The organism is Paracrocinitomix mangrovi, from assembly GCF_019740355.2.
GTDB classification, from domain to species: domain Bacteria; phylum Bacteroidota; class Bacteroidia; order Flavobacteriales_D; family Crocinitomicaceae; genus Paracrocinitomix; species Paracrocinitomix mangrovi.
Window position 1 is genome coordinate 1,713,271 of sequence record NZ_CP091819.1, and the last position, 16,461, is coordinate 1,729,731.

Here is a 16,461-nt window from a genome sequence, read left to right on the forward strand (position 1 = left end):
TAAATAGATGAAAGTTAAACTCATTTTACCCATATATCTTTCTATTATATTCAGTTCATGTTGCAAAAATGATAAACATGAACCTACCTCTCTTAGCGAATTAGAACAATACAGGATGATAAGAGAAGGTTACACGGAATGCTTGGAATCAAAACAAGAATCCAAAATCATCTATTATAAGTTTGCTGAATTAGAAGATACTGAATTAACAAATTGTATTCTATATGATTATGACAGAAAATCCAAAGAAAAGGAGAATTACATTCCTAAACTCTGCTATACATCAAATATGCTAGATTCGAGTATACCTCCAACATATGAAGGAACTATTGATCAGAAAAAACTTAAACAGTTCAAACTATTAAATAAAGATTCATTAAGATCTTTTTATGAAACCAATTTTGAAGGCACTTGTAAATGTGTTTATGCAATATCTAGACCCTATCAACCAGACACCTGCAAATATGCTATGATTCAAGAATTTGAATTATGCACAGGAATGTGGTGCTGCCAACCTAATAGAAGAAATGATTATGTATTTGTAAAAGAAAATGGACGTTGGAAATGTGTAAATGGCAGATTCAACTAAACAATATTGAATACATTATAACTTTTCAATCATCTAAAATCTCATCACTGGCTACTATTTCCATTCTTATTTCATGATAGTACATGGCGGCAATTATTAAGGCAGGAAAAACCTGAATGATATATATTGCATCTAAGCCTTCAATCCCTGCACCTTTTATTCCAGCAAAAATCAAATTAACCACAACACTAATAACGGTAAACCAGAATATATATGTATTCTTTCTTGCTCTTGACAACAAGATCAACATATAAAAAGCCAATCTGAATAAAACAAAAATAAAACTCCAAAGTGCAAATCCTTCTGGATAAAACGTGAAGCTACCTTTTGAGACTCCAATAATATATACCGCTTGAGCTATAAAATTCAAGTATGAGAGTAGCACATAAAAAACTATAAATCTTAAGTTCTTTTCAATTAGATATTTAATTAAAATAACGGATGAAACAGAGCTAATTAGCATGTTTATCACATACAACAAAAGTCCGTACTTGACAAAAATTGAAATATTAATAATTGGCAGGACAGTAATCAATATATAAGTCAACTGTCCTAGCAGAACGGCCAGTATTCCAATACGATATACATTTTCCCTTTTGATACCCTAATATAATTGAATTAAAAACTTCCCAGACATTGAAAAGGTTTTGTACCTGAGGCCGGTCCCGATAGCTATCGGGACGAACCGGCACAATGTTTTGCATAAAAAAACCCTCCCCGACATTGGGAGGGTTTTGTACCTGAGGCCGGAATCGAACCGGCACTCCGTGAGGAACACGAGTTTGAGTCGTGCGCGTCTACCAGTTCCGCCACTCAGGCATTTTTATAGGCGGATTTCCTTGCGGAAATGCAGGCGCAAATTTAGCAATTTTTTGATTTACACAAAGAATTTAAAGCAATCTATCTAATTAAAGATATATTTCCTTTCTGATTCACTGGTTCTCCGTTGATTAGATAACCTTCCAAGACGTAAACAAATACGGCAGAATTTAACATTTTACCGTTCCAAGTTCCGTCCCAGCAAATATTCATACTGCTTGTTGTGTATACTTTTTCTCCCCATCTGTTATAAATGGTAAAGTTCATTGATTTCATACAATCACTATACACACACAACACATCATTATCTCCATCATTATTAGGACTGAATGCAGATGGCACAAAGATATCTCCACATACAATTTCTACAAACAAAGTCATACAAGCCGTATTAACACACCCATTAACATCTTGACCTGTTACACAGTAATATGAGTCTTGAATTGGATCAGCAATTGGATCAGCACAATCAGAGCAGCTTAAGTCTGTAGCAGGTGACCAGGTATAACTTACACCTCCGGTTGCTAATAACGGCGTTTCATCTCCGTAATGCATTGTTGTATCACTAGTCACTTCAATATTTGGTAAATTCCAAACTGTCACAAATATTGAGTCAGTAGCTGTACATCCATTTGCGTCAGTTACTATTACTGTTGCCATTGTCGAATCAATTCCTGTTGCCAACTCAGTTGTACTTGCTACCGGAGACCAACTATAACTGTATCCTCCAACTCCACCTGTTGCAGCCACAGATGCAGATCCCAAATCAGGATAGCAAACATTTTGAGCTGTCATTGTCAGCAAAATTTCAGAAGGTTCAATGATTGTAACTGTTTCTTGTACTGTGCAACCCGCATCTACATCTGTTACAGTTACCGTGTAAGTTCCAGCCGGCAAACCTGTTGCATTAGCGGTTGTCTGAGCCGGAGAACTATCCCAGCTATATGTATAATTTCCTGTTCCTCCGGTTACTGTGGCAGAAGCTGTTCCATCCGCTTCACCAAAACAACTTACTCCTGTTACTGTTGTTGATACAACTGGTGCTACAACAGTAATATCTTGTGAAACTGAAGATGTACATCCGTTAGCACTTACTGTGTAAGTAACGTTCTGAGTTCCAAAAAATGGATCAAATACATTTCCACTCATTCCGGTTCCAGACCAGGTTCCACCTGTAAGTCCTGTAATTTGTCCGCTCATGTTAACAGGTGCACTTGAACTACATAATGTAAGAGTTGTCCATGATGCATCTGGTGGGTTATTTACAGTGAAAGTTTGTGTTGATGTAGCTTGACATCCACCTGTACCAACGGTATAAGTCAAAGATTGCGTTCCTACCGAAACATCAAAACTATTTCCTGTAACACCTGTTCCGCTCCAGCTTCCGCCTGTATCTCCTGTAATCAATGTATTCAAATCAAAAGGACCACTATCTACACAGATATCAATTGGTGGAGTCCATGAAGCATCTAATACTGAAGCAACGTTTATAGTTTGTGTTACAGCATCATCACAAGGAGCTGTACCAATACTATATGTTACAGATTGCGATCCTCCTGAAGGATCAAACATTGTTCCTGTTACTCCTGTACCGGACCAAGTTCCTCCAGGCGATCCTGTAATAAATGTAGATAAATCAATAGGTGCATCTCCCACGCAAAGTCCTGTAGGGATAGTCCATGAAGCATCCGGTGTTAATGCAACGTTGATCGTTTGTGTAATAGCATCATCACATGGTGCTGTACCAACAGTATAAGTAATAGATTGAGTTCCTACAGATGGATCAAAAGTACTTCCTGTAATTCCGGTTCCAGACCAGGTTCCACCTGTTGTTCCTGTAATTGTTGAACTTAAATCAATTGGCGAAGCTGCTGTACATAATCCTGTTGGTGGCGTCCAACTGGCATCTGCCTGCGGAGTCACAGTTATTGTTTGAGTTACAGCATCATCACATGGTGCCGTTCCTGCCGAATATGTTATTGATTGAGTTCCTACAGATGGATCAAATGAACTACCTGTCACACCGGTTCCTGTCCAGGTACCACCTGTAGTTCCGGTTATCAATGTGTTCAAGTCGACGACTCCTGAACTCGTACAGAGTCCTGTTGGTGGTGTCCATGAAGCTACTGCTGTTGTTGTGACGGTTATAGCCTGAGCCAAATCACAGCTATTAGGTGATGTATAAGTAATAGTTTGAGTTCCTACAGATGGATCAAATGTATTTCCAGTTACTCCAGTTCCTGACCATGTTCCTCCAACATCTCCAGTAATTAAAGCGTCCAGATTGATAGGCCCATCAGTTGAACAGGCTGTTGTTGTATTCCATGAAGGATCACAACCTGTACATGATGCTAAACAGTTATAATGAACTGTAATATTTGGTGATCTCGGTGTAAAACTTGTATTAAAAGGATAGTCTTTTCCTGTCCCCTCCAATATCTGAATATTGGCATCAGCAGCTAATACATTTCCAACACCTGTTCCGTTCGTGTAATCAATACTACCAGCACCTGTACTTGTAACATAAAATGCCGCTACATCTCCGGGGCAAAGTGTTACACTAAAGAAAATTGGAATTGGCGTTGCTACGTTAACCGGACCAGTAACTCCGTTTGCCGAACCTAGCAGGGTCCAAGCTCCCGCATTATTTTCAAAACCTACATGGGTACCTGCTTTATAGTAAATTTCAAAGTCATGGGTTGTTCCACCACAGTTGATGTCAAAATTGGTGATCTCAACACTCGTAATAGCAACAATGTCAAACATGATTCCATCTTGGCCATTGTTTTGGTTGTAAGCCGTTGCTAAAGGTCCACATTGTGAATATCCAAAACTGAATATTAGACTTAAAAATATCGTTAATAATAACTTTGTTCTATACATAACTAATGTTTATTCTAAAGAATAATCAAGTAACTCCATCTATTAGACGAAAATAGAGGGAAAAAGATGCCTTAAACGGAATCTGTGATTTCAAATTTAACTAAATTCTTAGATACAAGACAAGTTAAATTTCTTGAAATATCAGTAATATCAATAGATTGACCTATCTAATTAAAGAGATATTTCCTTTCTGATTAACTGGTTCTCCATTGATTAGATAACCATCTAGAACATAAACAAATACTGCTGAATTCAATGCTTTTCCTTTCCAGGTTCCATCCCAACAGATATTCATGTTATTGGTTTCATAAACACGCTCTCCCCATCTGTTGTAAATGGTAAAGGTCATGGTTTTGATACAATCACTGTAAACACACAACACATCATTCTCCCCATCATTATTAGGACTAAATGCAGATGGTACAAATACATCCCCACATACAATCTCTACAAACATGGTCATACACTCTGTACTTACGCAACCATTGGCATCTTGAGCTGTCACGCAATAGTATGTGTCTTGTATTGGATTAGCTATTGGATTTGGACAATCTGAACAGCTTAAATCTTCATCTGGTGTCCAACTATAACTTACTCCTCCACTTGCTATCAGTTGTGCTTCATCTCCATAATGGATTGTGGTATCATTGCTGATTTCTATTATTGGTGCATCCCATACATTTACAAAGATCGAATCTGTTGCTGTACAACCGTTGGCATCTGTCACTATTACAGTAGCCATGGCTGAATCTATACCTGTTGCCGTTGCTGTTGTACTAGATACCGGTGACCAGTTATAACTAAATCCGCCTACTCCTCCAGTTGCTACTACTGTTGCTGAACCTAAATCAGGATAACATGCATTTTGAGCAGTCATAGTTAACAAGATTTCTGCTGGTTCTATAATTGTTACTGACTCTTGAACTGTACATCCACCATCAACATCTGTCACAGTAACAATATAAGTTCCTGATGCTAATCCTGATGCCGTAGTTGAAGTTTGAGGTGGTGTGCTATTCCAGCTATAAGTGTAATTTCCTGAACCTCCACTTACACTTACTGTTGCCTGACCATCTGTTGCTCCAAAACATGATACTTGGGTTGAAGTTATGGTTGCAGCAGGATTTACAACTACAATATCTTGTGAAAGTGTTGACGTACAACCATTTGCTGTTACTGTATATGTTATATTCTGGGTTCCAAAAAATGGATCAAATACGTTTCCACTCACTCCTGTTCCACTCCATGTCCCTCCTGTATCACCTGTAATCTGGTTATTTAAATTAACAGGGGCACTTGATGTACACAACATGGTCGTCGTCCATGAAGGATTTGGTGGTGTGTTTACTGTAAATGTTTGCGTTGAAGTTGCCTGACATCCCCCAGAACCTACTGTATACGTTAATGATTGAGTTCCTACTGATGGATCAAACATATTGCCACTTACTCCGGTTCCACTCCAGCTTCCACCGGTATCTCCTGTAATAATTGTATTTAAATCAAATGGTCCACTATCTGTACAGATATTAGTCGCCGGTGTCCAGGATGCATCCAAAATTGTTGCTACACTTATACTTTGTGTTACAACATCTTCACATGGCGCCGTTCCTACAGTATATGTTATACTTTGGGTTCCAACTGATGGATCAAACATACTACCCGTAACACCTGTTCCTGACCAAACACCACCTGCTACACCTGTGATAAACGCTGTTAAATCTATTGGGGCATCTCCTTCGCATAGGTTTGTTGGTATCGTCCAGGATGCATCCGGCAAGTTTGATATGTTGATTGTTTGAGTAATTGCATCATCACATGGAGCAGTTCCAACACTATAAGTTAAGGATTGAGTTCCTACTGATGGATCAAATGATGTCCCCGTAACTCCTGTTCCCGACCATGTCCCGCCGGTAGTACCTGTAATCAAAGTTGATAAGTCAACAACAGGTGATGCCGTGCATAATCCTGTTGGAGGAGTCCATGATGCATCTGCTTGTATACCTACAGTAATTGTTTGTGTAGATGTTGCATCACAAGGTGCAGTACCAACAGTATAAGTTATACTTTGTGTTCCTACTGACGGATCAAACATACTTCCACTCACTCCGGTTCCAGACCAAGTTCCTCCAGCAGTCCCAGTAACTAATGTGTTTAGATCAATTGCAGATGAACTGGTACACAAACCAGTTGGTTGCGTCCATGTTGCTGTTGTTACGGTTCCTACTGTTATCGTCTGAGTCAATGAGGCATCACACGGAGCAGTTCCTACTGAATAAGTAATACTTTGAGTTCCTACTGATGGATCAAACATACTACCCGTAATACCTGTTCCTGACCAGCTTCCTCCCGTTGTTCCGGTGATAAAGGTATTTAAGTCTATTGGCGATCCTGAATTGCACAATCCGGTCGGAATGGTCCAACTGGCATCTGCCTGTGCTACCACTGAAATTGTTTGAGTTGATGTAGCATTACAAGGCGCAGTTCCTACAGCATAAGTAATGCTTTGAGTCCCTACAGATGGATCAAACATATTACCGCTTACACCTGTCCCACTCCATGTTCCTCCGGCTGTTCCAGTAACTAGAGAATTTAAATCAACCAATGCAGAACTGGTGCATAATCCAGTTGGTGGTGTCCAGCTGCCATTTGCCGTAGGTGTAACAGTAATAGTTTGAGTTGAATCACATCCATTAGGGGAAGTATAGGTGACACTTTGTGTTCCTGAGGCAGGATTAAAAGTATTCCCACTCACTCCAGTTCCGCTCCATGTTCCTCCGGCATCTCCTGTTATTAATGCATTTAGATTAATTGGACCATCTGTTGAACAAGCTGTTGTTGTTGTCCATCCGGCATTACATGGTGTGATTGCAGGTTGTACTACAAAATCATCCACATAGTAATACACTGTTGAATATGATCCTGCTCCTGCAGCAACTGTATTTGTATTTACATCTGTATAAAAATTACCAATGGTCATATACAATTCACCTCCAGTGGCTGTATACTGAAAATTTAACTGTTGCCAATTTGTTTTATCTGTGATCATTGTAGTATTTACTATGTCTGGAGTAATTGTAGTAATTGGATTCCAGTTACCACCAGTTCCGGAAACAACAGTATTAGAAAAATAAAGCTGTAAAGCGTTATCTGATCCATATTGTGAATTATCAGATAAAGAAACCCAGAAAGAAATATCATATGTGGTTCCGGCTACCATTGCAGAAGTAAACGTACAATAGGTATATTCTCTAAAACTTGGGGTTGATTGATAATAAGATGCAAATCCAAAATATCCGACCCCTGAATGTGCATTTTGAGTTCCAAAAGCATTATTTGGTACATCCACATTAGTATTATTGCAGGCGTTGATACAGTCTGCAGATCCGGTGTGATTGGGAATTTTATCCCATCCAACTAAATTACCAACTTGTGCAACACCTGTAGGGCATGAAGTGTACTGTTCCAAATCTGGATTAGGCACAATATTTTGAGCATTTGTAGTAAACACAAGACTACAAATTAGCAAGCAGCTAAGTATAATTTTAGACATACGATTCTATATACTAGGGTTCTAAGTCTGTGAAATTTACGAAAAATAAATCTACAGCCAAAACAAAAGAAAAGTACGATTATCTAATTAAAGAAATGTTTCCTTTCTGATTAACTGGTTCTCCATTGATTAGATAACCATCTAGAACATAAACAAACACTGCTGAATTCAATGCTTTTCCTTTCCAGGTTCCATCCCAACAGATATTCATGTTATTGGTTTCATAAACACGCTCTCCCCATCTGTTGTAAATGGTAAAGGTCATGGTTTTGATACAATCACTGTAAACACACAACACATCATTCTCCCCATCATTATTAGGGCTAAATGCAGATGGTACAAATACATCCCCACATACAATCTCTACAAACATGGTCATACACTCTGTACTTACGCAACCATTGGCATCTTGAGCTGTTACACAATAGTATGTGTCTTGTATTGGATTAGCTATTGGATTTGGACAATCTGAACAGCTTAAATCTTCATCCGGTGTCCAGCTATAACTTACTCCTCCACTTGCTATCAGTTGTGCTTCATCTCCATAATGGATAGTAGTATCATTACTGATTTCTATTATTGGTGCATCCCATACATTTACAAAGATCGAATCTGTTGCTGTACATCCATTAGCATCCGTCACTATTACAGTAGCCATGGCTGAATCTATACCTGTTGCCGTTGCTGTTGTACTTGATACCGGTGACCAGTTATAACTAAATCCACCTACTCCTCCGGTTGCTGCTACTGTTGCCGAACCTAAATCAGGATAACATGCATTTTGAGCAGTCATAGTTAACAAGATTTCTGCCGGTTCTATAATAGTTACAGACTCTTGAACAGTGCATCCACCATCAACATCTGTCACAGTAACAATATAAGTTCCTGATGCTAATCCTGATGCCGTAGTTGAAGTTTGGGGTAGTGTACTATTCCAGCTATAAGTGTAATTTCCTGAACCTCCACTTACACTCACTGTTGCCTGACCATCTGTTGCTCCAAAACATGATGCCTGGGTTGAAGTTATGGTTGCTACAGGGTTATATACTGTTATTGTTTGAGTAGATGTAGCAGAACAACTTCCAGCAGTAACTGTGTAGGTTACGCTTTGAGTTCCAAAAAACGGGTCAAAAACATTTCCGCTTACTCCCGTTCCACTCCAAGTTCCTCCAGTATCTCCAGTAATTTGATTATTTAAATTAACTGGGGCACTTGAAGTACACAGCATTGTAGTTGTCCATGAAGGATCAGGTGTAGGTGTTACGTCTATATTTTGAGTAATTGCATCTTGACATCCTCCTGTTCCAACTGTATATGTAATACTTTGAGTCCCTGATGAAGGGTCAAACATATTTCCGGTAACGCCAGTTCCAGACCAAGTTCCTCCACTCATATTAACACTTAAAGTATTTAAATCTATTGGCGAATCAGACTGACAAACTCCTGCTGGAGGTGTCCATGTGGCATCACCCGTAACATCAACTGAAATAGCTTGAGTTGATGAAGCATCACAAGGTGCAGTACCAACAGTATAAGTCAACGACTGTGTACCCACAGATGGATCAAACATACTACCTGTTACTCCGGTTCCTGACCAAGTTCCCCCAGCAGTTCCAGTAATCAATGTATTCAAATCAATTGCTGCGTCTCCATCACAAACTCCAGTTGCTGGTGTCCAAGCTGCATCTGCCTGAGTTGTAACAGTTATTGTTTGAGTTGAAGATGCGTCACACGGGGCTGTACCAACTGCATAAGTAATTGATTGTGTCCCTACAGATGGGTCAAACATATTTCCAGTTACTCCGGTTCCTGACCAGGTTCCTCCAGCTGTTCCAGTAACCAGGGTATTCAAATTGATTGCAGCTGAACTTGTACAAACTCCTGCTGGTGGCGTCCAAGTAGCAGTTGTGATTGTACCAACATTTATTGTTTGAGTCAATGAATTATCGCAAGGTGCACTACCAACAGCATAAGTAATACTTTGGGTTCCTACAGACGGGTCAAACATACTTCCGGTAATCCCAGTTCCTGACCAGGTTCCACCAGTTGTTCCAGTAATAAAAGTGTTTAAATCAATTGGAGTACCCGAATTACATAATCCGGTTGGAATTGTCCAACTTGCATCTGCTTGCGCCCCAACGGTAATTGTTTGAGTTGAAGATGCATCACATGGAGCCGTTCCTACGGTGTAAGTTACACTTTGTGTACCTACCGAAGGGTCAAACATACTTCCAGAAACCCCGGTTCCAGACCAGGTTCCTCCAGCTGTCCCAGTAACTAAGGTACTTAAATCAACTAAAGCAGAACTAGTACATAAACCAGAAGGAGGCGTCCAAGTAGCAGTAGTAGTTGTACCGACTGTTATAGTTTGTGTTAATGAGTTATCACAAGGTGCTGTTCCTACCTGATAAGTAATTGACTGTGTTCCTGAAGCGGGATCAAACATACTTCCTGTCACTCCGGTTCCTGACCAGCTCCCTCCCGTCGTTCCGGTTATAAAAGTATTTAAATCAATAGGTGCTCCTGAGTTACATAATCCTGTTGGAATTGTCCAACTTGCATCAGCTTGGGCTCCAACAGTAATTGTTTGTGTTGAAGTAGCATTACAAGGAGCAGTTCCGGCTGAATAAGTAACCGATTGTGTTCCAGCTGCAGGATCAAACATATTTCCAGAAACCCCTGTTCCAGACCAAGTTCCTCCAGCAGTTCCAGTAACTAAGGTGCTTAAATCAACCAAAGCAGAACTGGTGCATAAACCTGTAGGTGGTGTCCAAGAAGCATTACCAAATGTACCAACAGTAATTGTTTGAGTTACTACATCATCACATGGAGCTGTACCAACAGAATAAGTAATACTTTGAGTTCCAACTGCCGGATCAAACATGGTGCCTGAAACTCCGGTACCTGACCAAGTTCCACCAGCATCACCAGTAATAAATGTATTTAAGTTGATAGGAGCATCATTGTCACATAAGTTAGTAGGAATTGTCCATGATCCATTAGAACCAGCTGTAACGGTAATTGTTTGTGTAGACACAACTTCATTACAAGAGCCAGGGTTAACCGTATAAGTAACACTTTGGGTTCCAACACCTGGATTGAACGTACTACCAGAAACACCTGTTCCTGACCAAACTCCTCCTGCTGTTCCGGTTACAAGTGCATCCAAATTTATTGGTGCCTGTGACGAACAAAGAGGAGAAGGGTTAGTCCAAGTTGCAGAGCCACCTGGAGTTGAAATAGTAAAACCATCTAAGGCCACATAAAAAGCAGCAGGAGAACTCCATACACTGGCGGAAACATTGGGCGCTACACATTGTAATGTCATTGTTCCAGCCGTAGCGGTAAATGTCATGGTATAAAGCGTCCAGGTATTCGCAGCTTGTGGAATTACAAAAGATTGTGAAGTTCCTCCAATAGTAATCGTTGGTTGCGCTGGACCACCATTAAAAATCGAAGTTCCGGAACCGAAACAAGCTCCATAAAAGCATAAAGTATATGTGGTTCCGGCTGTTAAACCAGTTATTGTAGTTTGTGCACACTCATCTAAAGAGGCCATTCCAAGCCACGTACCACCATCAGGAGATGGAGAAGGTGCTACATTACTATTACCTGAATAAGAAGGAAACCCGACATCACAAAGATCCGGAGAGAAACCACAACCCGACCAACCTGCGGCATTACCACCATTAATTCCACTATTTGCTGCTGGCGCTCCTGTAACTGAACCATTTGTAACAGTTTGGGCAATAGAAGCGAACATTGAAATTAATGATAATCCAAGTAGGGCAATTTTTTTCAATTTCATGAATGAATCTTTTTAGGGTCCAGAGTACTACTGCAAATTACAAAAAGTTAATGAAACTACAAACAGTCAATACTTATACATTATACCATATATCTCCAACTACAATTACGAAATTGAAACTAAAAAAGTTAGGACAAAAAAAATGCCTCTCAAAACTGAGAGGCATTTTATAAGATAGAATGTTTTTACTATTTCACTACGTTTGTGAAAGATGCATTTTCAAAGAATTTAATAAATTCTCTGTCTTGTGCAGCTTTAGCTTTCATGCTAGAATCTTTCGCAAAGCAGCTCTTAAGGTTATTTACAACCATATCAAGATTATCTTGACGTGCTCCAATGATAGCTTTTAAGTAGTATCCCATTGCTGATTCAGCATCTGCAGAAGCATCAACAGTTTCTAATGCAGCACTGTAATCTTTGTTTAACACTTGAGCCAACGCTTTGTTGAAAGTTTTGTTGTCTCCCATGTTTCCGATTGCTTCAGCATAATCTCCATTTTGGATATCGATAATACCTAAGTTGTATTTTACTTCTGATCCAGCAGAAACAGCTGAGTTATATAATTCAGAAGCTTTGTCTCTATCACCATTTTGTCTTGCAACGATTCCTAAGTTGTTTAAAGTAACAGGATTCTCATTGATTCCGTTAGCTTTTTCCCAGTTAGATTTAGCGTTGTTAAGATCATTTTGCATGTAGTAAACATACCCTACGTTGTTTGGTCCTCTCCAATCTTCTGGATAGTATTGAACAACCAAGTTGTAAACTCTCATTTTTTCTGATAAATCTTCATAAAGAGTAGCTGTAAACAACAATTCTTCAACAGTTAAAGTATCAGGTTTAGTTTTAGAAAGTTCTTTCAACTCTTCATCTGACCAACCAATTTTATCCCAAGTTACGATCATTTGACATCTTCTCAATGGAGGTAAAATGTCTTTTTCTAACTTACGGTAAGTTTGAGCCATTTTCTTGATCTCAGCTTCTCTTTGTGCAGGATCACTGTACATTTGAAGAACTCTTAAGATCAATTCTTTATCTTCTAAGTCAGACTCATTAACAGCTTTTTTGAATCCTTCCCAATCTTCACCTTTAGGGTTTTCTTTGTAGAAGCTTTCTCCAGCCGTATTTTCAAATTTTGCTTTTTCAACTAATTTAACTGTAGCAGCATTACCAGATTTAGCTCTGTCTTCTGCTAAAGTTGCATTTTTGTCGATTTCACCTTCTGGTGAAGCATAAGCAGTAAAAGTGATGTATTTAGGTGATTTCTTAGGATTCACCTGTGCATCTTCAAACCAAGTAACGAATTCTTTGATATCGTTTTCTTTTAATTCTGAAGATCTTACATCATGCTTACCTTTAAGGTAATTGATTTGAGCTTGGTAAGTTTCCTCTGTAGTTCTTACAAAGTTATCTACTCCAACCAAAGCTTTATCATCAGGTTGTACTAACAAAGGAGTAACAATTGTACCATCAGCAATTTTCTCTGATTCGATATCGATTTCCTTTTTACCTTTTTTAGCGACACCACCGATTGTTAAATCAGCATGCTCCATGTCACCTGTATATGGAACAACATCAGTATAGTTAACAGTTCCTCCTGCTTTCAAAGGAATTGTTTGACCATTACCTGTTGCTTTTTCTCCTTGAATATAAATTGTCTTAAATGCTGTATTTCCTAGTTTAGGAGTAATTTCAGCAGTAGCTTTTTTGTTCAATCCTTTTTCAGGAATCTTCACTGCGATACTTACTTCTACACTATCTCCGTGCATTTCAACCGGATTTGGTGTAACCGTGTAATCTAAATCACCGATTAACTTACAACCAGTTAGCGCCACAGCCGAAACTGCAATCGCCGCTAAACTCTTATAATTTTGCTTTTTCATTCTATCTGTTTTATAAACCTATAATTTTAAATAACCTAAAACAGTGCAATAATAAGTATTTTTTTTGAGCATCTGAAAATAGGACAAAGATTTTCGGTTTTTTCGAAATTCTAAACGTTTAATTAGTCTCAACTTTACACACGGATAAATCATCTTTCAACTCACTAACTAACTCCTTTACACCTTTGCCAATAACCGGATGTTTCCAAAGTGGATCAATCTCCAATAGAGGCAATAAAACAAAACCTCTTTCGTGCATTCTAGGATGCGGAATATCAAGAGATTGAGTTGTTTTGACCACCCCCTTAACGTCCACAATATCCAAATCTAATGGACGCGATTCATATCCATTTTTACCAGATCTTATTCTTCCAAAAACTCTTTCAATTTCAAGTAGTTTTTCAAGTATTTTTTCGGGACTTGTAGTGGATTTAATTTTTATCACTGAATTAATAAAATTTTGTTCTGCATCAAATCCCCATGGTTCTGTTTCATAAAATGAAGATTTAAGAACAATTTCACCTACTCTTTCATTGATTAAATCATAGGCTTGTTCCATTATTTTAATTGAATCTCCTTGATTTGATCCAACACTTATATATACTTCTAATTCATTCACAGCCGCTGAAAGTAATGAAATTGCTATTTTTGCAGCCACATAACGAACAAAAAATGAAAAAGATCTTATTGGTCGAAGACGAGGAAAGTTTAATTAACGTACTAGAACTCAATCTTGAGCTAGAGAATTACAAAGTTGTAATTGCTAGAGACGGTGAAGAAGCTTTGTCTTTATTTAATGACTCAATAGACTTGGTAATTTTAGATGTTATGCTTCCAAAACTGAATGGATTTGATGTTTGTAGTAAAATTAGAGAAAGCAGTTTAGTGCCAATAATCATCACTTCAGCAAAAGGCACTTCTACCGATAGAATTACAGGTTTGAAACTTGGTGCTGATGATTATCTGGTTAAACCATTTAATCTGGAAGAATTATTGCTTAGAATGGGCAAACTGTTAGATCGACCGGTAGCCAACAATGAGATTGATAATTTCACTTTTGGTGACAACCAAATCAATTTCAAAACCTATGAAATTGTTGGACAAAACGGATCTGCAATCATCTCTAAGAGAGAAATGGAGCTTCTTAAACTATTAATAGACCGAAAAAACGAGGTTGTTTCAAGGGATGAAATATTAGATCACGTTTGGGGCGAAGACAACTTTCCTACTAGCAGAACTATTGATAATTACATTTTGAATTTCAGAAAATATTTCGAAAAAGACCAGCGCAATCCTCAGTATTTCAAAAGTTTAAGAGGAGTAGGATACAAATTTGTATCAAAATAAATATTTCACAGCCAACCCTGTCTTAAAAGTTTTCGTCTTTGATTACAGAAAGCGGTTTTTAATTGCTTCTGGTTTTAATTTCCTTGCACGGTAACCTGAAAAGAGAATGCTACCACGACTATCAAGTAAACTCTTTTCAGGTTTTTTTTATTCCAAATAATTTAGCGCATAAAAAAAGGGACCTAAAAGATCCCTAATATTTTATATTGATGAAAGCAATTAAACTTTCATGATGTCTGACTCTTTTTTGTCAATAAGCTCATCCACTTTTTTGACACTGCTATCAGTAAGTGTTTGAATTTCATCTTCGATATCTTTTACTCTATCTTCTGATAGGCCGTCATCTTTAAGCTTCTTAGCATAATCATTCGCTTCCTTACGATTATTTCTAATACTCACTTTGGCATTTTCACCTTCAGCTCTGGCTTTTTTAACCAATTCTTTTCTTCTATCTTCAGTTAAAGCCGGCACATTAATAATGATCATTTCCCCATTGTTTTGAGGATTCAATCCTAAGTTGGCATTAATGATTCCGGTACTAATTTCATCCAACATTGATTTATCCCAAGGTTGAACTGTAATAGTTCTTGCATCCAATGTATTGACATTAGCCACCTGATTAATAGGAGTCATAGCTCCGTAAGCTTCAACTTGAACACTATCCAACATTGAAGGTGTTGCCCTTCCGGCTCTAATTTTTTCTAGCTCAATAGCTAAGTGCTCTAAAGATTTTTTATTTCCAGCTTTTGCTTCATCCAGAAGCATTTGAATTTCTTCTTCCATTACAATTAAATAAGACGATTAACGAATTAGATAAATTTCGAAAATAAGTAGATTACTTTTTTTCGTTAAGGATAAAGTTAACAGAATAAATTATTCTTAGACAGTAACGAGGGTACCAATTTTTTCACCCATCACTACTTTTTTAAGATTTCCTTTTTTGTTCATATCAAAAACAATAACCGGAACATTGTTTTCTCTACATAGAGTAAAGGCTGTTAAATCCATGACATTCAATCCCTGGCTATATGCATCCTCAAAAGTTAAATTTTCAAACTTTGTTGCATTTGGATTTTTTTCAGGATCATCAGAGTAGATACCATCCACTCTTGTTCCTTTTAAAATAACATCTGCTTCTACTTCTATTGCTCTTAAAGCTGCTGCAGAATCAGTAGTAAAGTATGGGCTTCCTGTTCCGGCTCCAAAAATCACTACTCTTCTTTTTTCAAGATGTCTTACCGCCCTTCTTTTGATAAAAGGTTCAGCAATTTCTTTCATTTCAATAGCAGATTGCAATCGCGTATATATCCCTTCTTTTTCTAAGGCAGCTTGCAAAGCCATACTATTGATCATGGTTGCCAACATTCCCATGTAATCTCCTTGAGTTCTATCCATTCCACCTTCTGCGGCTTGTACACCTCTAAAAATATTACCACCACCAATAACAATGGCGATTTCTATTTTCTCATCATACAATTCTTTAATGTCTTTTGCATACTCGGCAAGTCTGTCATTATCTATTCCAAACTGCTTCTGTCCCATCAATGCCTCTCCGCTCAATTTTAGTAAAACTCTCTTATACATA

10 protein-coding genes and 1 tRNA gene are annotated in these 16,461 nt (G+C 38.2%); 2 read left to right on the forward strand and 9 right to left on the reverse strand.

The window, feature by feature from the left end:
• Positions 1-7: 7 nt before the first annotated feature.
• The gene (locus tag K6119_RS07645; protein WP_221837672.1) at positions 8-589 is read left to right on the forward strand and encodes a hypothetical protein; all 582 of its coding nucleotides are present in this window, start codon (positions 8-10) and stop codon (positions 587-589) included.
• A gap of 25 nt (positions 590-614) precedes the next feature.
• Here the strand turns inward: K6119_RS07645 and K6119_RS07650 are convergent, their stop codons facing one another.
• The 7 genes from K6119_RS07650 to folK form a co-directional block, all read right to left on the reverse strand.
• The gene (locus K6119_RS07650) at positions 615-1,052 is read right to left on the reverse strand and encodes a hypothetical protein (protein ID WP_221837674.1); all 438 of its coding nucleotides are present in this window, start codon (positions 1,050-1,052) and stop codon (positions 615-617) included.
• A 274-nt stretch (positions 1,053-1,326) separates the two neighbouring features.
• Positions 1,327-1,408, reverse strand: a tRNA-Leu gene (locus K6119_RS07655).
• An 81-nt stretch (positions 1,409-1,489) separates the two neighbouring features.
• The gene (locus K6119_RS07660; RefSeq protein WP_221837676.1) at positions 1,490-4,291 is read right to left on the reverse strand and encodes a T9SS type B sorting domain-containing protein; all 2,802 of its coding nucleotides are present in this window, start codon (positions 4,289-4,291) and stop codon (positions 1,490-1,492) included.
• Between the two features lie 163 nt (positions 4,292-4,454).
• Positions 4,455-7,799 carry a T9SS type B sorting domain-containing protein gene (locus tag K6119_RS07665; protein WP_221837679.1) on the reverse strand — a complete coding sequence of 1,115 codons (3,345 nt, stop codon included), beginning with the start codon at positions 7,797-7,799 and terminating at the stop codon, positions 4,455-4,457.
• Positions 7,800-7,920: 121 nt separating this feature from the next.
• On the reverse strand, positions 7,921-11,649 hold the full coding sequence (locus K6119_RS07670; protein WP_221837682.1) for a T9SS type B sorting domain-containing protein: 3,729 nt from the start codon (positions 11,647-11,649) through the stop codon (positions 7,921-7,923).
• A 188-nt stretch (positions 11,650-11,837) separates the two neighbouring features.
• A complete protein-coding gene (locus K6119_RS07675) occupies positions 11,838-13,529 on the reverse strand; it encodes a tetratricopeptide repeat protein (RefSeq protein ID WP_221837684.1) in 1,692 nt (563 codons plus the stop codon).
• 118 nt (positions 13,530-13,647) lie between these two features.
• Positions 13,648-14,187 carry a 2-amino-4-hydroxy-6-hydroxymethyldihydropteridine diphosphokinase gene (folK, locus tag K6119_RS07680; RefSeq protein WP_221837694.1) on the reverse strand — a complete coding sequence of 180 codons (540 nt, stop codon included), beginning with the start codon at positions 14,185-14,187 and terminating at the stop codon, positions 13,648-13,650.
• A 14-nt stretch (positions 14,188-14,201) separates the two neighbouring features.
• On the opposite strand from folK, the gene K6119_RS07685 reads away from it, so the two are divergent.
• Positions 14,202-14,876, forward strand: coding sequence for a response regulator transcription factor (locus tag K6119_RS07685; RefSeq protein ID WP_221837697.1), 675 nt, complete (start codon positions 14,202-14,204; stop codon positions 14,874-14,876).
• A 219-nt stretch (positions 14,877-15,095) separates the two neighbouring features.
• Here the strand turns inward: K6119_RS07685 and frr are convergent, their stop codons facing one another.
• Complete coding sequence (gene frr, locus K6119_RS07690) at positions 15,096-15,659, reverse strand: ribosome recycling factor (protein ID WP_221837700.1); 564 nt, start codon at positions 15,657-15,659, stop codon at positions 15,096-15,098.
• A 96-nt stretch (positions 15,660-15,755) separates the two neighbouring features.
• A complete protein-coding gene (gene pyrH / locus K6119_RS07695; RefSeq protein ID WP_221837702.1) occupies positions 15,756-16,460 on the reverse strand; it encodes a UMP kinase in 705 nt (234 codons plus the stop codon).
• Between the last annotated feature and the right edge of the window lies 1 nt (position 16,461).